Source organism: Xylanibacter oryzae DSM 17970 (assembly GCF_000585355.1).
In the GTDB taxonomy this organism is placed as follows: Bacteria; Bacteroidota; Bacteroidia; order Bacteroidales; family Bacteroidaceae; genus Prevotella; species Prevotella oryzae.
On sequence record NZ_KK073873.1, the window covers coordinates 2,544,612 to 2,567,469 of the forward strand.

Consider the following 22,858-nt stretch of genomic DNA (forward strand, 5'->3'; position numbering starts at 1 on the left):
ACGCAAATCAGAAATGATTCCGCATTAAATGCTTCAATAGCTCAGTTGGTTAGAGCACCTGACTGTTAATCAGGGGGTCGTTGGTTCAAGCCCATCTTGAAGCGCATTAATCTCAAGAGTGATCTTGAGATTTTTTGTTTTTATATATCATCTTGTCTTTTCCTGATTTACATTGACATATTATCAATTTCTTTCTGTACCTGGTCCAAAAAACGTGAAGCATGCGCACCATCCATTTGTGTATGATGAAATTGAAAAGAAACAGTAAGTGTAGTTTTAAGTAAATGGCGTTTGTATTTACCCCAAATAAGGAACGGGTTATTAAAAATTCCACTATACATACCTACTGCACCATCTATTTCGTATTGTGCCAATGCTGAAGTTCCTATAACCATACTTTCCGTCAGATCATGATTAATACAACTTTCACTTACTTGTTTAGTAAGTTGCATATAACTATTTTTGAATAAGGATAAATCATCTGTAAAAGGTATATCACACGAACTTACTTCGCCCTCTTTGTTGGCAACAATCGTATTTACAGCAATACGATCATATTGTATAAGTTTCTTTCCTACAGGCAAAAGGTAAAATTCTTTAATACCACTTGCAGCCTTACCTATGCAATAACACATCAGCATGTTGAATTTCATTTTTTTCCTCCTACTGATTTTGACAAGGCGTGACACATTCAATGTTTTGAAGAATGTTACCATGGGCATGGGCGCGTTCATCCACATTTCAAATGCATATGCACGTGGGGTTTCTTTGGGGTTTACTACTTTCATTCTTATAATCTTTTATATTTAACAAACAGTCTGCAAAAGTATGGCAAGTTTGCGGACCATGATAGAACAAACGAGACATTATATAGGATTGGTAAACAAATCCGAATAGGGAGTAGATACTTTCAGTAAGGATACAGGCGTATGCCCACTGAACTTCTTAAATTCTCTTATAAAATGCGACTGGTCAGCATAACCGCTTGAATGGGCTATTTGAGCCTGGCTCCTCTCACCTGAATAGTTCTGTATTTGCCCCAATGCCTTTTGAAAACGGACAATTCTTGCATACTCTTTGGGATTTATGCCTACAAGGTAGTTGAATAATCGTTCAAACTGTTTATTGCTTAGACAAGCAATAGATGATAACTCAGTTACTGAGGTTTGAGGAACTACACATATACTTTTTATAGCGGCATCCACTCTTTTAAAGTTTTGTTCTATTGTACCCAGACGTTTTTTATGTGCAGCATCATACAAATTGACTGTTATTTGTGATAACAACCATTGCTCAATAAGATTTACGCAAAATGTATTATCCTTACATTCTGATATTCGTACTGCCAATTCGTTCAAACTCTTGTTTTCAAGATTGTATCCAGATATTTCTTGATTGTAAAATAGAGATGTCGGGGTATCGAGGAATGCGCTCATTGCGTGTGGTTGAAATACAACCACTATCATTTCTATATCTCCGTCAGAATATAAGTGTGACGAAAAATTGACTTGACCGCTGACAGTCAGTTTTTCTTGTGTGGCTTTTAATTCTGGAATGTAAAGCGGTGATTTCTTGTGAAAGATTATTTGAGGACAACCAAGTGGAAATGTAAAGGTATTTATCGGTTGGTTGCTTTTGAATACCCAATAATACCTTACATAAGATTGTAGCAACTTACAGGGGCTGTAAAACTTAAAATTATCTTGGATCATTTTACAAAGGTATAGATTTTTTATAGTATCATATTCATTATAAGGTCATATTTTCAAATATTTATGTATTTTGAAACTGAATCTTCCAGGAATAAAGATTTCCACCTTATATTTTAATACAAAAGAATAACGGCATCTGCAATAAGAGGTTTGTTTCTTGATTGCGAGTGCAAAGGTAATGCATCTAACAGGCGGATGCAAGAGAAACCGCTTTGGGCAGTTGAACTAAGTATATTTCTGCTAATTATAAAAGGTGATTAAGAAATAAAAAACAAATACTATAAAGTATTTTCAACAAAGAGATTATTCAAGTTCTGCAATATGCTAGTCTTTGCAGACCCACTTTGAACATTAATTGACCGTTTTATTGTTTTTAAAACAACAAAATCAATATATTTATCAACAAATTGATAATTTACACCTTTGATTTTGGCTAGGGCTTCTATGTCCTTATTCTGAACAAATACACAACTCAAAGAGAGTAGCATGATCGCCAATAATGTTATTCGTTTCATATATTATCAATTTCTTTGGCTCACAGAATCTTGATAATGTAGATAACTATGCTAGGTCACAGACTGCAAAAGCTACAGGAATAAACAAAATACACTACAACGATATTCTTAGACAGATAAAAAATTATCAGAGACCGACAGACAAACATAAAGTAATACCGGTTGTTGTCATAAACCTATTTTGACCTTCGTTATCAGCTTTATTCTTTTTTTTTAGTACCTTTGCACTCGCCTTGCAACGAAGCAAGTTGAATGTCTCTGGGTCGAGAGTTCCGCTGACTGGAAGTCGCTTCTGTATTATGGCAGGAGCCAGCATCAACATGAATCTATAATGAGAAGATTTCTTATAATTTCCCTTCTCACCTTAATGGTGACGCAGGGATTTCCGCAGACCAAGTTACGCCACATCTCCAATACATCTCTATTGCAAGACGGCGACCTGATGTTTTGCTTAAGCGGAAAGCCAGACGCCATAACAGATGTCTCACATGGTATCGATGGAATGGGTATAAATCACGTGGCGATATTCCATAAGGACAATAACGGTTCCTATGCTATCGAAGCCATCCACAAGGGTGTATGCATTAATCCCATTGACAGTTTCATCAAAAGCAATATAGTTGACGAGTACAACGGCCAGATCATCATAGGCAGAATAAACCGCGGTTCCATTGATATTCCAAAGAGTATTCACAATGCACTTAAATATATCGGCAGACCCTATGATTTCTATTTCGAGCCAGGCGACAGCGCCATCTATTGCAGCGAACTTGTGCAGATATCATTCGTAGACCGTAAAGGCCAACTGATATTCCACACCATACCTATGAGCTTCCATGACAAAAGCGGTGAAATCACCGTTTTTTGGAAAGAATACTACTCTAAAGCTGGCATGACCGTACCAGAAGGTGTTCAAGGAAGTAATCCAGGCGAACTATCAAGAGAACCGAAAATTAAAATGCTTTATATTATTACCCATTGGGGAAATTAGGGCAGCCTCACTGATTCCCAACATAGAGACACCTTCACTTGTGGAAAAGCAAATATCCGACAGGAAGTGGAGAGAATACTCCCTGCCGAAATATCAGCTAAACATCTGCAAGCAAGCCACACCACATTGCATTGAATCTTGCTAAAGACAGATGGATAATTTATGCCTTATAAGCGTTTCTGTTCATCTAGTCCAGCACCTTGACCCTTATATTTATTTTTCGTTGAATTAAAGCGATAGCTTACGCTCAAGGAGATTCTACGGCTATTATCCCACGCATCCTGATGCAGAATATAATTAGGCATGTATAGCGTTATTTTTTTACGGCTTTTAAACAAGTTGCTGCCATTCAGTCTTACAGACAAGCGATCATTTAGGAATGTCTTGTTAATATACACGCCCAACATCTGGCGTTGGCCAACATTTGCGAAGTCATCATGGAAATTGGAAACGTAGTCATACTTTGCCCCGAATATCCAGTTGTTTCTCAGTGCGAACTTACTGTCGAAGGCTATTTCAAAATATGGATGATTAAGATTCTCATCTATTCCATACTTCCGGCCATCAACAAACTGACGCTGGAAGTTTAACTGCAAAGAAGGATGCCAGAAACTTATCACCGGAGTTGCAGATACTGTTGCAAAAAGGGTCTGAATCTTATCTATGTTTTCTGTCGTCAACAATACTATGTTATTGGTGCTATTATATATTCGCGCCCAACTAAGAATTGGATTTTTTCTGTATTCATAGTCCATTGCAAAGTTCAACCAACTGTGGGTATAGCTGAATTCCAAAGTATGCTCTATAGTTGTCTTCAGCAAAGGATTTCCACCTTCATAAAGATGACGGCTGTCGTAACTTACATAATTTGACAACATGTCGTAATTAGGACGGCTTGCCTTTGCAGTGTAACTCAGTTCAAACTGTGAACTGTTTGTTCCATAAGCTAACGATATATTGGGGAACAGTTGATTATATATCCTGCTCTGATTGTCAACTTTAACTCCGTGATTATAGTAATTCTGATCCACATGCTCATATCTCAGTCCTGTATTAACAGACCATTTGCCACAGTTCAGTGCCAGTGATGCAAAACCGGCAATATTATATTCCTTCACCTTGTCATTCGAGGATGTTATAAGTTCTTCCTTGTTATCATAGATCTGCTTGTTTTTGCTGCTTGTGTATTCAGAACCAAAATCAATTTTCAGATAATTATTGAAAGGATACGACATTACTAGTTTTGCAGCAAACAGATTACTATGGCCACAATTATCCATCGTCACTACTCTATCGCCAAGTTCCTTGCTTGTTTCTTTGTTCAATGATGACGTTACAGTCTTTTGCAAAAGAATTGTTGTGTTAAGATTAATTCCCAGTTTCCCGAACTTGCCGTCATAATATGCGTCTATGGCATGATTTGGTCCAAGACTATAGTCTGTGTCCAGCAGATAGTCAATACTGCCGGCATTTTTACCGTTCACCATTTCTGTTGAGTTTTCAGACGTACGGTCGTATTCACGTGGTGTCGTCTTTGTCAACTTATATTTTGCACCTATTGAATTACTGTCGTTAAGGGTTATATTAACTCCTGCTTCTCCCTGTACAGTCTCATGTCTGCCACGTTCATTCATAAGTACATTTTCCTGAACCTTGTCTGCAGCGGTGATCTCGTGCGTAAGTTTCTGGTCTGTAGTTCCTCCGTTATTGGCATAAGTCAGAGTTCCAAATGCATCAAGTTTGCCAGCTCTGTAATTCAAGTGCACATTTTCAAAAGTACCGGCCTTTGAAGACTGGTCATAGTTTGCCAGCATATCACCACTCAAACCATTACCGGCCTTTTTCAATGTCCTTATTACTATTACCGACTTGGTACTTGCATCATACTGCGCTCCGGGATTTGTAAGTACATCCACTGATTTAATATCCTGAGATGACAACTGTTGCAGCTCCTTCCCATCTGTAACCTTACGACCATCTATATATATCACGGCATTTCCTTTACCAAATACGCTGAATGAACCATCTTCACCCTTTACACGAGGCATATTTGACAACACGTCATTTGCCGTACCGGCTTTTGACAATATCGTACCAGATATATTTGTAGAATAACCTCCGGATATGTTTCTATATTTAGGCAATCTCCCCGTTACCACTATACCGTTCAATGTCTTTACATCCTCATACAATGTAATTGTTCCCATATCATCAGCCTTTACTGGCAACAATATTGTTTTATAGCCTATAGAACTAATCTTCAGAAGTCTGTCACCACCTTTTGTGCTCTTTACATTAAAGCATCCCAGAGAATCGGTTACCGCGCCTGCTATAAAACTAGAATCCTTTTGATTGCTAACCACAATATCAACAAATGACAATGGTCTGTTATCAGTATCTATTACACGGCCCGTAATGGATTGTGAGAATATTACATTCGGAAATGTAAGCAAAACTGTGACTAATAATATCATTTTTAGTGCTCTAAATCTGCATCTCATTACATTTACGCCTTGTCCTTTTTTCATGTTTTTATCTTTATTTATTTGTTATTTTTTGCTTGTAGACAAAACAAAAGTAGGAACGTTTTTTTTATATTCCCAATTTTTTGTAACAAATTAAAAGTTGGTGTTGCAGGTAATGTTGCAGGTTAAAATACACAATATCAGTATTTTGCGGATATTTCAGCTGTTTCGTTGCAGATCAAATGCAACAAAAAAGACGGACCATTTCCATAATTGGCTTATTTTCATTTCCAATTTTGGCGCATTTTCATTTCCAATTTTGGCGCATTTTCACTTCCAAAGTTGGTCGTTTATGAGTTCTTTATTGCATATTTCATCATGTGCATTATTCTTTGCCTGAGTCGGAGCACAATAGTCACTCTATCGTCACTCACAAATGCCGATAAAAAGGGCAAGAATGATTAGAATCATGACTTTATGAGTTTAAATTCTACAATATTAATCTAATGTTTTCAAATAAAATTAGTATTTTTGCATCACTTTTAATGATTCTAATTAAAATTTGATCCATAATGAAAATCGGCATAAAAATATTAGCTCCCTTATATATCATCATGATGTTAGCATCATGCCATGATAATATAAACAAGAAATTGGAAATGACCGATGGATGCCTGGACAGAAACAAGGTTGATTCAGCATACAATATCCTAAAGCATATTAATCCTGATAACCTAGACGGAGATGCAAATATAGCCCTGTATACATTATTAAATACTAAGACAAAATACATCAAATATATTCCCGTAAAGAACGATTCCATCGATTATGCCATATTCTATTATAAGCAGAATGGACCTGAAAGGAGACTGGCTGAAGCATATAATTATAAGGCAATGACATTGTATTTCGACCGAGGAAAAAAGAAGCAAGCTATTGAATACCTTAAAAAAGCAGAAACTATTGCCCTAAAAACAGCTGATGCAAAACTAATACATAAGATTTATGATAATATATGTACAGTAAATTTTTGGAGCAATCATTATAATATAGCCCTTGAATATGGATTAAAGGCACTTAGCGTTGCTCACAATATTAAAGATACAGCTAGCGTAGCTTACGATTTGTTGTATATTTCAAATGCCTATTCTGAACTAAAAATGGATAATAAGGCTATGGAATATTATCTAAAAGCCTTTTCATATTCTAAATACTATGATAAACTGAACCAAACTATATTATTGGGAAATATAGGTGAATATTATTTTGAGAAAGGGAACACCCAAAAAGCCGAAGAGTTCTTAACTAAAGCCTTAAAAGAAAGTCATACAGCATACGTATATACGGTTGTTGCAGACATGTATATTAAAAAAGGGAAATATGTAAAGGCAGAAGAGATAATGGCAAAGGCACCTAAAACTACCAATGACTTTGAACTGTTGAAAAAGCTATCAACCTTATACAACTTGAATAGAAAATCCAAGAACTATGTCAAGGCATTAGGTACAGCAGACTCCATCATTGAACTTAACAAAAAAATAGACAACGCCAGAGAGCATGACAACCTTAACGATATCCAGGCAAAATACGATCGTGAGATTATGGCACAGAATTTTAAAAGCCACATTATATATATGATTGGGGCATTATTGCTACTATCTCTGTTGATAGTATTGCTAATCTTCAGACAGAAATACAGAAACTCTAAAACACAACATGACATAATTCAAAACCGCCTGCTGATAAACGAATACAAAAAGAGAATATCTAAAATGGAAAACGCAAAAGATAATTCAGTTTCTAAGATTTCACATTTAGAAAAGAAGATCAATGTTTTGGAGAATAAAGAGTCGAAGGCTCTTTATAATGGAAAACAATGCTACGAGAGTATTCTTGCTAATAACACAATAGTGAATTGGTCTGCTAAGGATCTTAATGACTTCATAGATTATTACAAGTTCAAAGACCTGCCATTCGTATCATCGCTCGATGACGAATACCGTAAGCTAAGTCCAAAACAATATCTATACTTGATAATGGTGAACGCAATGAATAAGGACGAGGCTACTGTTGAAAAGATCATGGCGGTAAGCAATGTTACCATAAGGTCGATGAAATCACGTATAAAGGCTAAGAAAGTATATCATCCAAGTGTACAATAGAGGCATTCTGGTACATGCATCTGCCTATTTGAATTCACTCTGGAGCAATGCCTCCAGATTAGGATACAAGTGCACACCGTATTTTTGACATGTAATCTTAACATTATTGTATCTGTAAAATTTTGTATCACAGGCAACCGCTATCTTTCCGGAACGGGCAAAGAGCCCCAGTTCTAACAATGATATAGGTGATTTGCTTGTCTCAAGAATATTCATGATGATAAAATCAGATTGCTCCAGATGTGAAAGTTCCCAATTTACCTGATAATCCATTTCGCCTTTCTTTTCACCATTCCATGAGTCTTGCCTTGGATTGAAAAGTAGCCATTTACCGCCTCTTGATTCTAAATAGGTGACCAGATTCTTCTGCCAGTCTACACTATTACCCATATCAATGGTACCCGCAAGAAATACTTTCTTAAAACCTACTGTATCAACACTGTTGCCTATCTCTTCATGTGGATGTTGCATAATTACCTGCCCATACATACTGATTACAGGCATCACCGACAACAATAAAACGGTTAAAAATATCCTTAAATATTGGTAGTTCTTGTCATGAATACTTACAAAGACTCTGTGCATACTGTACTTTTTTATTAGAAATAAATATATTATGTGCAAAGGTATATAAATATTGCAGAAGAGGATTTACTTTTAATATTATTTACACAACAAGAAAACGTTTGAATCTTCGAGAAATAAAGGATTCCACCTTATGTTTTAATACAAAAGACATTTTTGTAATGCATTAAAGCATAATACAAGAGATATTTTATACAAAGCAATAACGGCATCTGCTACTATTATTCGCAGATGCCATTACAGACATTCCATTAAGCTCAGTTGGCTGGCACTGCAGTTCCTGTTACCAATCCGGCTATGGCGCTGAGTACAGTTATAAGTATCTGTATCGGCATAAGGTATGCCATCTGTTTTCATGCCTATAGTCTCTTTTTCTCTTCATTACCAGCTCCTGTACCCTTATACTTACTGCGTGCATAATTGAAGCTATATGATATGGTGAGACGTATGCCACGGTCATTGGGGTGTACATTTTTCTGGAAGTTAAAACATGAACTGTAATAATTAAAACCCCTATCCTTATTTGTATTTAAGATGTCTGTAACTTCTAGGCGTGTCATGAGTTTCTTGTTAAGAAATAACTTGGTTATACCTAAATCCAATTCGGAGTACTTACCTTTACGATTAAATTGTTCGTCGTACGATGTACTGTATTCATAATCGCACTCTGCTATCCAGTCGTGCTTGAATACGAAACGGTTGTGGATAGAAAGATTCCATTGTGGTTTCTGTAAAGTCAAGTCAATGCCATACTGACGGGTATCAAGAAACTGCTTGAGAAAATCCATCTCGATCACCGGATGCCAAAGGCCAAAGACAGGTGATGCTGTGGCTGAGAAATTCAAGTTCTGCAGATGGTTTATGTTACTATAACTTGAAATAATAATATCTGAATTTTTGTAAATCGAAGTAGAATACACTACCTGGTCTTTGTTGTATGTATAGTCGGCCGAGAGAGTTAGCCAACTATACTGTAAATTCCATTCTATATTATAAATTTTCATTGGGCGGAGTAACGGATTGCCACCCTCGTAAGTGTATCTGTCATCATATCGGATGAAACCTGAGAGTTGATAATAATCAGGGCGTTGGGTCTTCTCTGTGAAATTAAGGCTTGCATTCAGTCCTTTGTCTGAATATGCTATACTAAGACTTGGAAAAAGATTGTCGTACTTACGGCTTGCATCGTTTTGAAAAACATTGTATGAGTAATAATCTGACTTTACGTGCTCGTATCTCAAACCTCCATTAAACTTATAATTGCCACATTGGATATCCACACCTGCAAACGCAGCGATATTACTTTCTTTTATATTATCGTCTGACGAGGTGATGAAGTCTTGTTGATTAACGTAAAGAGACCTGCTAGTAGTGTTGGTATACTCTGTACCTGCATTTAAGCTTACTTTATTGCCTATCGGATAAGTGGCTACTATCTTTGCTGCTGCCATCTTGTTATGATTTGTGGCATCTGCATTGATGGTTCTGTTATCAAACTCGTCACTCTGCTCGGTGGCATCCTGGATAGTGATGCTCTTTTTCCAACACAGTGTACCATTAAAGTCTAAATGCAAAGGGCCTACAATACCTGAATAGTATGCATCGAGTTCATGGTTAGGGCCATCAGAAGATTCGCTCTCATCATCGTAATACTTCACAGCGCCGGTATATGTGCCATTGGTGTATACTGTATAGTTTTGACTGCCAGACCCTGTGGAAGATGGTAGCCTCTTGTTTACAGAGTATGTCACACCCAGGGAGTTGTTATCATCCAACTGATAATTGAAGCCCCATGTGCCTACAACCATATTTGTGCGTGCACGCATATTAGTAGCCTGGATCATATCTACCTTGTCTTTTGTAAAATATTTCTGGCTCGTCGCTACTTGGTCCATCCACCATCCTCTACTCATGGCATAGAATGTTCCGAAAATATCAAGTCCATCATGTCTCCAGTTGAGAGATATAAGTTGATTTATCGAACTTTTCTTGGCTAAATTGCCCGATGTAAGGAAGTTGCCACTAAGTCCGTTGCCCTGTTGGCGGATGGTCTTTATCCTTATTACGGAGCGGGCCTCAGCATCGTATTGCGCACCGGGACTTGTGATGACATCTACACTCTTAACCTCTTGTGAGGTGATACGTTTAAGGTCTGTATTGTCGGTTACCTTCTTGCCATTGATGTATATTATAGGTGTCCCCTTGCCAAAAACAGTATACTCGTCATTATTCTCGTGGATGCGTGGTATCTCTTTGAGCACATCTTGAGCGTCGCCTACATTGGCCAGAAGCGTGCCACTAACCTGTGTGGTATATCCTTCTGTGGTGAGGCGGGTTGCAGGCCGAGAACCTTTAACAAGGACACCTTTGATGACTTGCATATCTTCTGTCATGGTTATCTTGCCGATATCCCTGACATCAAATGCCCTTAGGATGGTCTTATAGCCTATGCAAGACATTTTGGCCAGTACACGCTTTGCGCCACATGGGATAACAAACTTGCCCGCCTGGTTGCTCACTCCACCATTAATGAATGTGGAGTCTTTGGCAGACAGCAATGATATGTTGGCGTAAATTATAGGTTGTCCGGTTTTGTCTATAACCTCTCCTATCAGTTTCGTGTTTTCCTTCTGTACGCACTCTACAAAGATGTTATCTCCATCTACAGTCATCTTTATGGGATAGAAGCCTATCACGTCTCTGACAGCATCCGGAATGTCCTTCTTATCAATGCTGGTGGTGACAGTAAAGTCTTCGAGTTCGTTATAGATAAAGTTTATCTTGTATTTACCGGTAGAAGCCTCTATAATCTTAAGTGCCTTAGACATGGGGACTTCTCTGAAATTGCGTGTGATTCTCTGTGCATGGATTGATATGACAACAAAAGAAGCAATCAATAGTAATATATATCTTTTCATTTTACTTCTATTTTACGGTCAATTAATGTAATGTTCACATTCTCAAAGTGGTTTAATGACTCTACTATGGTTTCTGCATCCTTGGTCTTATCCCAATGGAAGTGGAGGCGCAGGTGTCTTGACCTGTCTGACTGATAAACTACCTCTAGCTTGTAGTACAAGGATATGTCATCGAGTATGATCTGTAATTCTACGTTATCGAACGACTGTTCTTTCTGTGTTGCTGCGGTATCCACAGGTTGGGTATCGGTGCTCTTGGCGGGCGTGTATGCCATCACTCTGCCTGTCTGTGCCTTCTGGCCAACTTGTTGCTCTGACGAACTACGATTAAACACAATTGCGGCATAGGTTGTGCCCGGCACCAATAGTATACCAATGAATATGGCTGCTATCTTGCTCAAGGAGAAGTGGTGGGATGGTCTCATCATCTGCTTATAATTACTTCTGAAAAGCTCTTCAAATCGTTCTTTATTCTTCATAATTGTTTTGCTGTTGTTATCTATATAACGAATGAATCTTTATTTTCCTAACCCCGAAAATAAAAAAAAGTATGAATGGATAGCTAAAATCTTACAGTCACCTATAAACTATAGCCGGTTAAGCTCTTCTTTAGAAGCACCCTTGCCTTTGAATGTGTTCTTGTGGTTAAACGAATATGTAACACTTAGGCGAACGAAACATGAAGCCCCTTTCCTATTGTCAAGATAATAAACGCCATTGGTTTCCACAAGATTTTTCTGTCTCCATGAAGAGACGAAGTCATTTGCCAGAAGATTGAATGACCATTTGCCTATACTCTTGTTTAGCATCATATAAAGCATGGCTCCACCATTGCTGTAAACTGTAGCATCATTGCCTTTTGTCAGCCACATTCCCGACAGATACGCATAAAAGTTCCATGGCAAATCAAAACGGTTGTTCATTTCCAGCTTTCCCAACACGCTATCATAGCGTTTCTCCGGACTGCCGTATTTCAGATTCTGGAACTGGAGCAGTCCCTGCAATGTGGGATGCCATCTGCCAATATCAAAGCTCTGGGATGCCACTATCTGAAACCTGCTATAATCAGGAAGGTTTATTTCTTGCCGTACATTCACATTCTGACTTTCAAGGTATGTATATGTCGTGCTGATATTTCTTTTTCTACGTGTAAATGAGGCTGTTATATATGTGTGTTTATATGAAAGGCGAAAGTCTATATTATGATCCTTGAATGACTGCAGAAGTGGATTGCCTGTCTCCCATGAAGTATGTGATACGTAGAAGTAATTATTATTAAGCATATTGTAACTAGGACGACTGATGTTAGTATTATATGAGACTCCCATCCCAAAACCGTTATTACTATAATTAAGTCCAAGAGAAGGCAGCCAGTCTGTATATGTCTTTGACTGAGCAGGAACAATGATTCCATTCTGTTCATAATTGAAATCGGTACTTTCAAATCGCAGTCCAGCATCAATATTCCAGTAATTATTGTATTTATAGTTCAAAGAAGCGTAACCAGCCGAGAGATGCTGTTTTTCGTTATCCTGTGACGGTTCGAAGAAACTGCTGCCATCTGAAGTGCTGCCTGCAAAGTTCTGAAGGTTCTTTGTGTATGAATACTGCCCTCCAATATTCATGGTGACACTGTTCCACACGGCTTTTAAATTTGCTTTTGCCGCAACAAGATGATAGATACTACTGTTCCCTGTATTAATATTCTGCTGATAAGACTGAGCCTGCTCTTCTGTTTCAGAGCAGGAACGAGAATTTCCATAGAGATAGTCCATATCTGACGTAAATTCGTAGTTCTTTCTGATACCGAACTTGAACAGAGTATAGGCATTTACATAATGGCGGAAGCTACGGCTGTTATCCGTACTGGAAGATGAGATACTGTCAAGTCCGGCACTTACATTTGTCATGATGTCACCGGTTGAAGTGAATTTGCTTTCCGGAATTCTGCTGAATTCATACCTTATGCCCAGAGAATTATCCTTGAAGTCATAGCTTGTGCCTGCGGTAAGTCTAAGGCTTTCAGACCGGTTTCTATATGCACCGTGAGTTATAGTTTCATATCTGTTTTCGTTGAACTTCTCTGTATATATTCTTTTCTGTCTGAATCCGTCATCAGCCACATTGGCACCGGCATACAGTCCCCAACCATTGTTTCCCATCCATGATATATCGGCGTCAGTAGATGCAGATAAAACTTCAGACTGACTTCCAGATACTTTCACGACACCGGCAAGTCCAGAGTCTAGTCGCTTTGTATGAATTACAATAACAGATGTCACATCAGCACCATACTGCGCACCGGGATTAGTGATGATGTCCACGCTTTTGATTTCCTGAGGTGACAGTTGGGATACTTCATTCATATTTCTGATCTTACGCTGGTTGATATATATTTCCGGAGAACCCTTACCCAGAACAGATATATCGTTGCCAGAACCATCAATCATCGGCATCTGTCTGATAGCATCAACAGCAGAACTGAGTTTGGAAAGAGGATTGTGGTCCATTGATATAGAAAGTCCCGTATTGGTTGACTTAATGAAATTACGATGCCCCTTCACAACAACTTCATTAAGAATCTTGCTGTTCTCAACCATTTTTATATCGCACTCTTCTCCATATGTCCATTCTACATACTTCGTCATATATCCTATGCATGACACCTTGACCAAAGCATGCTTGGCGCCACAGGGGATGACAAACTTGCCTGCCAGATTGCTTACTCCGCCATTAATGAATGTGGAGTCTTTGGCAGACAGCAATGATATGTTGGCGTAAATTATGGGCTGCCCTCTCTTGTCGACAACCTCTCCTATCAGTTTTGTGTTTTCCTTCTGTACGCACTCTACAAAGATGTTCTCTCCATCTACGGTCATCTTTATGGGATAGAAGCCTATCACGTCTCTGATGGCATCGGGAATATCCTTCTTGTCGATGCCGGTAGTGACGGTAAAGTCTTCGAGTTCGTTGTAGATAAAGTTTATCTTGTATTTACCGGTAGAAGCCTCTATGATCTTAAGCGCCTTGGACAGGGGGACGTCTCTGAAATTATGTGTGATTTTCTGTGCATTGATTGATACAGCAATGAAAGATACAATCAATAGTAATATATATCTTTTCATTTTACTTCTATTTTACTGTCAACTAATGTAATGTTCACATTCTCAAAATGGTTTAATGACTCTACTATGGATGCTGCATCCTTGGTCTTATCCCAATGAAAATGCAGACGCAGATGTCTTGACTTGTCTGAATGGTAAACTACCTCTAGTTTGTAAAATGAAGATATATCATTTAGTATGGTTTGTAATTCTACATTATCAAACGACTGTTCTTTCTGTGTTGCTATGGTATCTGTCGTTTCTGCCTCTGTGCTCTTGGCAGGCGTGTATGTAATCACTCTGCCTGTCTGTGCCTTCTGACTAACTTGTTTCTCTGATGAACTACGATTAAACACAATTGCGGCATAGGTTATGCCCGACACCAATAGTATTCCTATAAATACAGCGGCTATCTTGCTCCATGAGAAATGATGGATATGTTTGGCCTCAAACTCTTGCAGGGCTTTTTCTACATCTACATCATCTGTCTTGGTATAGGCCTCATCTGTCTTTACAATAAGATTATAATACTCGCGGGTTTCTTCGTCTTCAAGTATTTTCTGGATTTCCTCTTCAGAATAATGTTCAGGGTGCTCTATCATATCAAGCAACCGCTCTATTTTGTCGTTCGTTTTCATATTCATCCTCCTATTTGAAATTGGCCTTAAGTGTTTTAAGCGCTTGTGAAAGATGCTTGTATACAGCTACCTGACTTATTTTAAGTTCGTCGGATATTTCTCTATACTTCATCTTACGCTCATACTTCATAATAAGCACCTGCCTGTCTCTTGCACTTAGAAGAGTGTCTACTATATCTCTGAGTCTCTGCATGTCGGGCGTATCGTTATTAATAGCCGGCAGTGACGAGTCAAGAATAAGCAGACGACTGACACGCTCTTTGATGCGCTTGTGATTAAGCAGGTCAAGACAACGATTGCGTACACACATCATAAGATAACTTTTGGGCTTGTCTACATAGGGATTGATGGCTCCATCCCAAATCTCCGTGAAGATGTCACTCACAATATCTTTGGATTCGTCTTCATCCTTAACTATAAGCATTGACAATCTAAGCATCTGCCCATAATTATTTCTGAAAAGCTCTTCAAATTGTTCTTTATTCTGCATACTTATTTTGCTGTCGTTATCTATATAACGAATGAATATTTATTTTCCTAACCTGGAAAATAAAAAAGTTTGAATGAATATCTAAATTATTCCGGTATTATAAGTGTATTAGTTCATGTCCATCTATTTTATCGATACAAAGATAAAAAAATATGTTTGATTAGTATCGCATATTGTTGTATCTTTGGATAATAATTTAATGAACTAAGAAAAATAACTTATAAAAAATTCAATTCCTACACATGATGGTACGGTAGATGACCACTTCGTGAATTGTGATTCTAGCTATTTAGCCCGAGGTCTTTGACTCTGCGTTCGAAATCTTCACGGTCTGTTAATACACCATTTTTTATCCTTGCCCGATAATTGTATATCGTATTGACTGAGTAATGCAAGAACTCGGCTATCTTGGAACTGTCGTCGATACCAAGGCGGATGAGTGCAAAGATGCGAATATCTGTTGACAGGCGTTCTGAATCTTTAGAATGTATCTGGAATTCAGGTTTAAGCATGGCATTGAAATCATTTACGAAATTGGGGAAAAGATGCAGGAACACTGAATCGAAATTGGCATAAAGTTCATCGAGTTCCTTATCCTTAAACTCTGTAGACTTGCTTATAGTAAAGAGGTCTTGCAGTTCTTTGTTCTTAAGTTTCTTGTTTACCATCTTTCTGAAGTCGTCAAGTTTGTCTACATACTGTGAGCATATGCTGAGGAATCGGCCTATGTATTCTTCTTTTACTCTGTTAGACTCATTAAGACGCTGATTGGATATTGCCAGTTTCTGGTTGGTTGCCGACAGTTCGTGATTGGATATGTCTAGATTATCATTGGCATTAGACAGTTTGCTGTTGAGCATGACCAATTTCTCGTTTATACGTCTCAGTTCGTTACGGGCGTCAGAGAGCTTGCGTTTCTGTCTGTATACGAAGAACAATGAGCTGAGGAGCATTAATGACATCAGACTGACAATGGTTATGAAGACGGTGAGTGTCTGGTTCTTACGGTTAATCTGTTTCTGATAGTTGCTGTCGATAATAGACAACAGAGGGGATATCTGCCAACTTCGCATACGGGTACCGAACTTGTTATTACACTCCCAGGTGAATCTTATATACTTAAGTGAGCGGTCTATGTCTCCCTCTTTGTTTAGAATATCAGATAGCTCCCATAGAGAGGCCTGGTCCATAACGCCATTCTTTATATCAGACATAGCCGACTCTATAAGCCAATATTTCTTCATCGGCATATTGCCGTTAATATTATACAGTCGCGACCTGTAATAAGCCACGATGGCATAGTTTCTGGAGCCCGGTGTTACCTTGGCAAGACGCCTGTTATTGATGTTCATGGCGTCGGCATACAACTTGTGCGAGAAGTAGTAGCTCTCCTTACACAAGAGATACTCTTCGGTATTTTTGTCTAATACGTTGTAAACAGAATCCCTATATATATCAGACATGATAATGTACTTGCGTTTAAGATCATTCAATCTGGTGTAATAGCCAAGTTCCTGGTATACATGATTGTACGCAATATAATACTCGCTCAGGCCATTCATACGGGTTAGATCACGTGTAGATACCTGTCTGAGTATCTGCAGTGCCTCTGTGTACAGACCCGATGATGAGCACTGGAAAGCCATAAGCGATCTGCACTTGCCAACCAAGTCTTTGCGATGCATCTTCTGGGCTATGCTTATGCACCTCTGAAGGTACACAATAGCAGAATCATTGGTATATGACTTGTACTCGCTGTACAATTTAAAAGACTCTTCATATCTTACCCTCTGATCTTGTGCCTTAGACAAATACAAACGTAATCTGTTTATATTATTTTCATGATTATCAATATACTGAGAAGAATGATCTATAAGATTATCTAATTTATTGTACATTTGCTCAAGGTTTATACTATGGGCAAACATTTGAGCAAATGAAAATTGTAAAATGACGGTAAGGAAAAAGACTTTCATATTATTTTTCTCATGTTTTTGATTATGAATGCAAATATAAAGCATTTTTACAAGATTTTCAATAAAAACGAAGACTTTATTATGTTATTCATGAATATATAGAATGTAAATATTTACAAAATAGGCTTAATTCGGATGTATGTTTCTCTATTTATATTTCTTTTATTGTATATTCGCAATAAATAAAGGAGGTAAAGATGAAAAAAGTATTTTATTTTCTATTCGTGGTTATATTATTCGTAAACGGTTACAGCATACCGTGTAATGCCCAGAACAAAAAGACAGCTAAGATTGAGAAATACAACAAGCTGGCTCAACAAGTCAAGGACTCTGTCAACAACAGGCATTTCACTGTTAATGTAAACATGGCATATCCACAATCTCACCGTGCCATCAATCTCACGAGTATGTACTCTGTACGGATATCAGGTGATAGTATTATCTCGTATCTGCCTTATTATGGCAGGGCGTATAACGTTCCCTATGGTGGAGGAAAAGCTCTGAACTTTACCGGAAAGATATACAATTACACGGCCGTACGCAATAAGAAGAATATGACGCGCATAACGTTAAACGTAAAGACTGATGAGGACACCTATAAATATTCGTTGGAAATATTCGATAATGGAAGTACCTCTATAGATGTTTCATCCAACCAAAGGCAATACATCAGTTTCAGCGGTGATATGATTACGAAATAAGTTGATGCCATAGTCGTCACCAGGACGACTACGGCAAACAACATTAACCTATCAAAATGACTTAATCATCATTATACTTGATAAGCAGGAACTCTATCACATCACTGTGAAAGAAACTGTCTTAAGATTACTGCTATTCGGCCCTATCATAAGATCGAAGGTGCCGGGGTCTAATATGTATTCAAGATTATAGTTATAATACTTAAGAAGTTCGGGGGTAATCTGGAATGTCACGTCTTTACTCTCACCTGCAGAAAGGTGAATACGCTGAAATCCTTTTAACTCTTTTACAGGTCTTGATATTCCTGCTACTTGATCATGGATATACAACTGTACTATTTCATCTCCATCTCGGCTACCGGTATTCTTAACGTTTATGGTAGCTTTTATACTTCCATCAGAAGCCATCTTGTCACTGCTCAAACGGATATCACCATACTCAAAGGTTGTATAACTGAGTCCGTAACCGAATGGATATAATGCATCATTACGGACATCAAGATAATTGCTTGCATATTTACGGAATTCCTTGGTTCCATCAGGAACAGGTCTGCCGGTTGGAAGGTGGTTATAATACAATGGTTCCTGACCTGTAGACTGAGGCAGGCTGACTGTAAGTTTTCCACTTGGATTGACATCTCCAAAGAGTACATCACTTATGGCATCAGCTGTCTCACTGCCACCAAACCATACATTCATGATGGCATTAACATGTTCGCTCTCCCACTTCAGTACTGTAGCACGGCCTGAGAAGTTAAGAAGTACGACAGGCTTGCCTGTAGCTACCAAATCGCGGAGCAATGACATCTGTACATCAGGGAGTTCCAGATTAGAACGGCTTGAACTCTCGCCCGACATATCTGCACATTCTCCCATAGCTGCTATTATCACATCAGACTGATTTGCTATCTGCAAAGCTTCGGCCTTAAGTTTCTTATCATCACCACGTGGAATAGTCTTACCAAACTCAGCGGCCTTTTGCAAAGCCTCATCAGCAGTAAGATTACTGCCTTGGGCATATAGCAGATCTGCCTTTCCGGCTACAGCACGCTCAAGTCCTTCTTTCAAGGTTGAATATTTGTCGGGTGTATACGAAACGCACCATGTACCGGCCATATTTGCCCTTGTATTGGCAAGAGGTCCTATCAATGCTATCTTGCCTTTCTTCTGAAGAGGAAGGACATTGCCTTCATTCTTAAGCAAGACGAATGACTCGGTAGCCAGGCTACGGGCTATCGCTCTGTTTTGAGCTGTAAAGATATCACGTTTACGGCGGCTGGCATCAAGATACTTATAAGGATCTTTGAACAGGCCCAACTTATATTTAGCTTCCAGTACACGTCTGCATGCTGTATCAATATCTGCCAAAGTAACTTTACCCTCTGATAATGATTTCTCTAATGTACCAACAAAGCCTTGTGTACACATATCCATGTCTGTACCTGCCTTTAGGGTCATGGCCGAACAGTCCTGTAAATTGCCCAAGCCATGATTGATCATCTCTCCGATAGAACCATAATCGGTAACAACAAAACCATTGAAATGCCATTGATTACGAAGAACATCATTAAGCAGCCATTTGTTGGCTGTTGCAGGTATACCGTCGACAAGGTTGAATGATGACATTACACTGCCTACTCCGGCTTCAACAGCTGCCTTATATGGTGGAAAATATTGATTGTACATCCTGATACGGCTCATATCCACCGTGTTATATTCTTTTCCTGCTTCAACAGCTCCATAAAGAGCAAAATGCTTGAGACAGGCCATTATATTCTCTTTACTGCTATAATCGCCCTGATATCCACGTACCATAGCTTCTGCTATACGTGAACCCAGATATGGATCTTCGCCTGAGCCTTCGCATACACGGCCCCAACGTGAATCTAATGCTATATCCACCATCGGACTGTATGTCCAGTTGATGCCATCTGCACTAGCCTCTTTGGCTGCTGTACGGGCGCTATGCTCTATAGCAGGAATATCCCATGAACAGGATGTGCCAAGAGGTATCGGGAAAATTGTCTCATAACCATGTATCACATCCATTCCTACAATCAAAGGTATGTGCATACGACTCTTCTTTACGGCTATATCCTGCAAAGCACGTATCTTGTCAACGCCCTTTACATTAAATACTCCTCCCATATTGCCGCTGAGGATATCTCCGGCAACCTTAGTATCAACTTTGCCTCCGGTGGTGATATCTCCGGCAACCATAAGATTAAGTTGGCCTATTTTCTCCTTGAGAGTCATCTTAGACATCAACCCATTGATGTATTCATCCATAGGTTTCTGCTGTGCCATACCTGCAGAAGCTGTAAGAACTAATGCGAAAGTCATTAAAAATTTTCTCATATCTACTGTAATTTAAACTTTATCATAAGTGGAAGGTTATCTGATGCGTTACCTACTAAAGCCTCGAAGTCGCCATCTTCGGATGTCCATGCATGCGCTCTGTCATCATAAAAACTTAAGGCACTGTTATCAATGGTTATATCAACATCACGGTTTTCACCTGCTTTAAGCTCTACCTTCTTAAATCCTTTAAGTTCTTTATAAGGTCTGTCTAAAGAAGACTTTACGTCATGGATATACAATTGCACAGTTTCGGAACCATCATATTTCCCTGTATTCTTAACGTTTACAGTAAACGTTATATTGCCGTCACGCGAGATTTTATTAGAAGATTCACGTAAATCAGACAACTTGAAGGTGGTATAACTGAGTCCGTGTCCAAAAGCGAATAACGGATGTATCTTTTCCTTGTCCACCCATCTGTAACCTACATACAGACCTTCTTTATATTCTTCGTCTATAACCTTATGGTCGGGACGCCATACTCCCGGATAAGCATTCAACTTATGTGCACCTACATCTTGTAAAGTAGCTGGCCATGTGAAAGGAAGTTTGCCTGAAGGATTTACGTCTCCTGTGAGTACGTCTGCCAAAGCCTCTCCTGCCTCTGAGCCAATAAACCATCCCTGAACAATAGCAGGCACCTTATTGTGCCAAGGCATGGCAACGGCATTACCTGATATGTTGACATATATAAAGTTCTTATTGGCTTTGGATAATGACTCAATGACACGATCCTGATTATAAGGCAAATCATATGACTTACGGTCGTGGCCTTCACAGTCTTGATAATCACTCTTGTTCAATCCGCCAAAGAATATAACATAATCTGCTTTTTTAGCTTTCTCTACAGCATCATGTATAAGTTGGTCGGCAGAACGTTTGTCTGTCAGATTCTGACCAGTAGTAACTCCATTATAAGAACCGGTAGTATCACCTACATATCCACGTTCGTAATCTACCTTAACATTACTGCCCAAACGTGATTTCAGACCATCGAGGGGAGATATCTCACGTTGAACTTTCAACGAAGATGAACCTCCACCGACAGTCATCATCTTTATAGCATTCTCACCTACTACGAGAACATGCTTAGTCCTATTGAATTTTATTGGTAATACATTATTTTTATTTTGCAGAAGCACGATGCCCTCGTCTGCCACCTTACGGGCTGCAGAGTAATGAGACTCTGAACATAAGAAACCCATAGGTTTGTTACTGTTCATAGTGGTTCTGAAAAACAAGCGCAGTACGCGGCGCACTTTATCATCAAGTTCTTTGGTAGTATATTTGCCCTTCTGTATGGCCTCCAGATAAGGACTTGCCATGTAATAAGAATCATAGGCATTGGTCTTTCCCAATGATAATCCATTAGTCCATGTTCCGAACTCCATATCCAGTCCATTCTTTACAGCCTGGTCTGTATCATGACATCCACCCCAATCACTAACAACGACTCCATCAAAGTTCCAGTCGCCTTTTAATATCTTCATCAGCAACTCTTCATTATGACAGTTATGCTGATTCTTATACATATTATAAGCTCCCATTACACCCCATGCTTTACCATCAATTACAGCTGCACGGAAAGCAGGAAGATAAATCTCGTGTAAGGCTCTGTCGCTAACAACAACATTGACCTGATGACGGTATTCCTCATCATTGTTCATTGCATAGTGCTTAACACAGGCAGCAACTCCACAAGACTGGAGTCCCTGAATATAAGGTACTACCATCTTACCGCTAAGATAAGGATCTTCGCCCAGATATTCAAAGTTTCTGCCACTCAGAGGTGTACGGTAGATGTTTACGCCCGGACCCAATATCATATTTTTACCACGATAAAGAGCTTCTTCTCCAAGACTCTTGCCATAAAGGTTTGACATCTGTGGATTCCATGTTGCAGAAAGACATGTAAGTGCAGGAAATGCAACACACGAATCATTAGTCTGTCCGGCTTGCTCCCATTCATCCCAAAGTACATCAGGACGAACCCCATGAGGGCCATCGTCAGTCCAGAAATCAGGAAAGCCCAATCTTTTAACGCCCGGTGATGAAAATTTACTCTGTGCATGAATCACAGCAATTTTCTCATTTAGCGTCATCCTCGAAAGAGCATCTTCGACTCGTTGTTCTATTGGTTTAGATCTATCCTGATATATCGGTGTCTGGGCGTTAGCCACAAGCGAAACAGACATAAAGAATAAGGACGTAATTATTATATTCTTCATATTATCTTTAAT

Annotated in this window: 15 protein-coding genes, 1 tRNA gene and 1 pseudogene; 4 read left to right on the forward strand and 13 right to left on the reverse strand. The window is 38.8% G+C overall.

Annotated elements, in window-relative coordinates; translation table 11 throughout:
• The first annotated feature begins 30 nt into the window (after positions 1-30).
• A tRNA-Asn gene (locus XYLOR_RS10355) sits at positions 31-104 on the forward strand.
• A gap of 63 nt (positions 105-167) precedes the next feature.
• Here the strand turns inward: XYLOR_RS10355 and XYLOR_RS10360 are convergent.
• Positions 168-788: a CatA-like O-acetyltransferase, family 2 gene (locus XYLOR_RS10360; protein ID WP_036879194.1), complete on the reverse strand. Its 621-nt coding sequence runs from the start codon at positions 786-788 to the stop codon at positions 168-170.
• Positions 789-866: 78 nt separating this feature from the next.
• Complete coding sequence (locus XYLOR_RS10365) at positions 867-1,712, reverse strand: helix-turn-helix domain-containing protein (RefSeq protein ID WP_036879197.1); 846 nt, start codon at positions 1,710-1,712, stop codon at positions 867-869.
• Positions 1,713-2,558: 846 nt separating this feature from the next.
• Here XYLOR_RS10365 and XYLOR_RS10380 point away from each other — a divergent pair.
• Positions 2,559-3,218: a YiiX/YebB-like N1pC/P60 family cysteine hydrolase gene (locus XYLOR_RS10380; protein WP_036879204.1), complete on the forward strand. Its 660-nt coding sequence runs from the start codon at positions 2,559-2,561 to the stop codon at positions 3,216-3,218.
• Here the strand turns inward: XYLOR_RS10380 and XYLOR_RS14055 are convergent.
• Together XYLOR_RS14055 and XYLOR_RS10385 are read right to left on the reverse strand one after the other, a co-directional pair.
• Positions 3,219-3,350: pseudogene (locus XYLOR_RS14055) on the reverse strand (cysteine peptidase family C39 domain-containing protein); the annotation flags it as partial.
• 35 nt (positions 3,351-3,385) lie between these two features.
• Positions 3,386-5,746, reverse strand: a complete 2,361-nt coding sequence (locus tag XYLOR_RS10385) for an outer membrane beta-barrel family protein (RefSeq protein ID WP_036879205.1) — start codon at positions 5,744-5,746, stop codon at positions 3,386-3,388.
• A gap of 509 nt (positions 5,747-6,255) precedes the next feature.
• Here XYLOR_RS10385 and XYLOR_RS10390 point away from each other — a divergent pair.
• Positions 6,256-7,845, forward strand: a complete 1,590-nt coding sequence (locus XYLOR_RS10390; RefSeq protein WP_154655717.1) for a tetratricopeptide repeat protein — start codon at positions 6,256-6,258, stop codon at positions 7,843-7,845.
• Positions 7,846-7,869: 24 nt separating this feature from the next.
• On the opposite strand, the gene XYLOR_RS10395 is transcribed toward XYLOR_RS10390, so the two are convergent.
• The 7 genes from XYLOR_RS10395 to susR all read right to left on the reverse strand — a co-directional run bounded on the left by XYLOR_RS10395 (position 7,870) and on the right by susR (position 17,556).
• The gene (locus XYLOR_RS10395) at positions 7,870-8,430 is read right to left on the reverse strand and encodes a nucleoside 2-deoxyribosyltransferase domain-containing protein (protein WP_051508975.1); all 561 of its coding nucleotides are present in this window, start codon (positions 8,428-8,430) and stop codon (positions 7,870-7,872) included.
• A 359-nt stretch (positions 8,431-8,789) separates the two neighbouring features.
• Entirely contained in the window at positions 8,790-11,348 is a 2,559-nt protein-coding gene (locus XYLOR_RS10400) for an outer membrane beta-barrel family protein (protein ID WP_036879209.1), read from the reverse strand.
• Positions 11,345-11,776 carry a DUF4974 domain-containing protein gene (locus tag XYLOR_RS10405; protein WP_154655718.1) on the reverse strand — a complete coding sequence of 144 codons (432 nt, stop codon included), beginning with the start codon at positions 11,774-11,776 and terminating at the stop codon, positions 11,345-11,347. The genes XYLOR_RS10400 and XYLOR_RS10405 overlap by 4 nt, the downstream gene beginning before the upstream one ends.
• Positions 11,777-11,935: 159 nt before the next feature.
• On the reverse strand, positions 11,936-14,473 hold the full coding sequence (locus XYLOR_RS10410) for an outer membrane beta-barrel family protein (protein WP_036879214.1): 2,538 nt from the start codon (positions 14,471-14,473) through the stop codon (positions 11,936-11,938).
• Complete coding sequence (locus XYLOR_RS10415; RefSeq protein ID WP_154655719.1) at positions 14,470-15,090, reverse strand: DUF4974 domain-containing protein; 621 nt, start codon at positions 15,088-15,090, stop codon at positions 14,470-14,472. The genes XYLOR_RS10410 and XYLOR_RS10415 overlap by 4 nt, the downstream gene beginning before the upstream one ends.
• A gap of 10 nt (positions 15,091-15,100) precedes the next feature.
• On the reverse strand, positions 15,101-15,580 hold the full coding sequence (locus tag XYLOR_RS10420) for a sigma-70 family RNA polymerase sigma factor (RefSeq protein ID WP_036879221.1): 480 nt from the start codon (positions 15,578-15,580) through the stop codon (positions 15,101-15,103).
• 281 nt (positions 15,581-15,861) lie between these two features.
• Positions 15,862-17,556 (reverse strand): SusR family glycan utilization regulator, encoded by a 1,695-nt coding sequence (susR, locus tag XYLOR_RS10425; RefSeq protein WP_036879224.1) that lies wholly within the window; start codon positions 17,554-17,556, stop codon positions 15,862-15,864.
• Positions 17,557-17,753: 197 nt separating this feature from the next.
• On the opposite strand from susR, the gene XYLOR_RS10430 reads away from it, so the two are divergent.
• Complete coding sequence (locus tag XYLOR_RS10430; RefSeq protein WP_036879227.1) at positions 17,754-18,257, forward strand: DUF4251 domain-containing protein; 504 nt, start codon at positions 17,754-17,756, stop codon at positions 18,255-18,257.
• 96 nt (positions 18,258-18,353) lie between these two features.
• On the opposite strand, the gene bglX is transcribed toward XYLOR_RS10430, so the two are convergent.
• Together bglX and XYLOR_RS10440 are read right to left on the reverse strand one after the other, a co-directional pair.
• Positions 18,354-20,615, reverse strand: coding sequence for a beta-glucosidase BglX (bglX, locus tag XYLOR_RS10435; RefSeq protein ID WP_036879230.1), 2,262 nt, complete (start codon positions 20,613-20,615; stop codon positions 18,354-18,356).
• 2 nt (positions 20,616-20,617) lie between these two features.
• On the reverse strand, positions 20,618-22,846 hold the full coding sequence (locus XYLOR_RS10440) for a glycoside hydrolase family 3 C-terminal domain-containing protein (protein ID WP_036879232.1): 2,229 nt from the start codon (positions 22,844-22,846) through the stop codon (positions 20,618-20,620).
• Between the last annotated feature and the right edge of the window lie 12 nt (positions 22,847-22,858).

Bases quoted from the DNA above. Each gene is read 5' to 3' on its own strand.
- XYLOR_RS10360 (WP_036879194.1), bottom strand. From the start codon at position 788: ATGAAAGTAGTAAACCCCAAAGAAACCCCACGTGCATATGCATTTGAA.
- XYLOR_RS10365 (WP_036879197.1), bottom strand. From the start codon at position 1,712: ATGATCCAAGATAATTTTAAGTTTTACAGCCCCTGTAAGTTGCTACAA.
- XYLOR_RS10380 (WP_036879204.1), top strand. From the start codon at position 2,559: ATGAGAAGATTTCTTATAATTTCCCTTCTCACCTTAATGGTGACGCAG.
- XYLOR_RS10385 (WP_036879205.1), bottom strand. From the start codon at position 5,746: ATGAAAAAAGGACAAGGCGTAAATGTAATGAGATGCAGATTTAGAGCA.
- XYLOR_RS10390 (WP_154655717.1), top strand. From the start codon at position 6,256: ATGAAAATCGGCATAAAAATATTAGCTCCCTTATATATCATCATGATG.
- XYLOR_RS10395 (WP_051508975.1), bottom strand. From the start codon at position 8,430: ATGCACAGAGTCTTTGTAAGTATTCATGACAAGAACTACCAATATTTA.
- XYLOR_RS10400 (WP_036879209.1), bottom strand. From the start codon at position 11,348: ATGAAAAGATATATATTACTATTGATTGCTTCTTTTGTTGTCATATCA.
- XYLOR_RS10405 (WP_154655718.1), bottom strand. From the start codon at position 11,776: ATGATGAGACCATCCCACCACTTCTCCTTGAGCAAGATAGCAGCCATA.
- XYLOR_RS10410 (WP_036879214.1), bottom strand. From the start codon at position 14,473: ATGAAAAGATATATATTACTATTGATTGTATCTTTCATTGCTGTATCA.
- XYLOR_RS10415 (WP_154655719.1), bottom strand. From the start codon at position 15,090: ATGAAAACGAACGACAAAATAGAGCGGTTGCTTGATATGATAGAGCAC.
- XYLOR_RS10420 (WP_036879221.1), bottom strand. From the start codon at position 15,580: ATGCAGAATAAAGAACAATTTGAAGAGCTTTTCAGAAATAATTATGGG.
- susR (WP_036879224.1), bottom strand. From the start codon at position 17,556: ATGAAAGTCTTTTTCCTTACCGTCATTTTACAATTTTCATTTGCTCAA.
- XYLOR_RS10430 (WP_036879227.1), top strand. From the start codon at position 17,754: ATGAAAAAAGTATTTTATTTTCTATTCGTGGTTATATTATTCGTAAAC.
- bglX (WP_036879230.1), bottom strand. From the start codon at position 20,615: ATGAGAAAATTTTTAATGACTTTCGCATTAGTTCTTACAGCTTCTGCA.
- XYLOR_RS10440 (WP_036879232.1), bottom strand. From the start codon at position 22,846: ATGAAGAATATAATAATTACGTCCTTATTCTTTATGTCTGTTTCGCTT.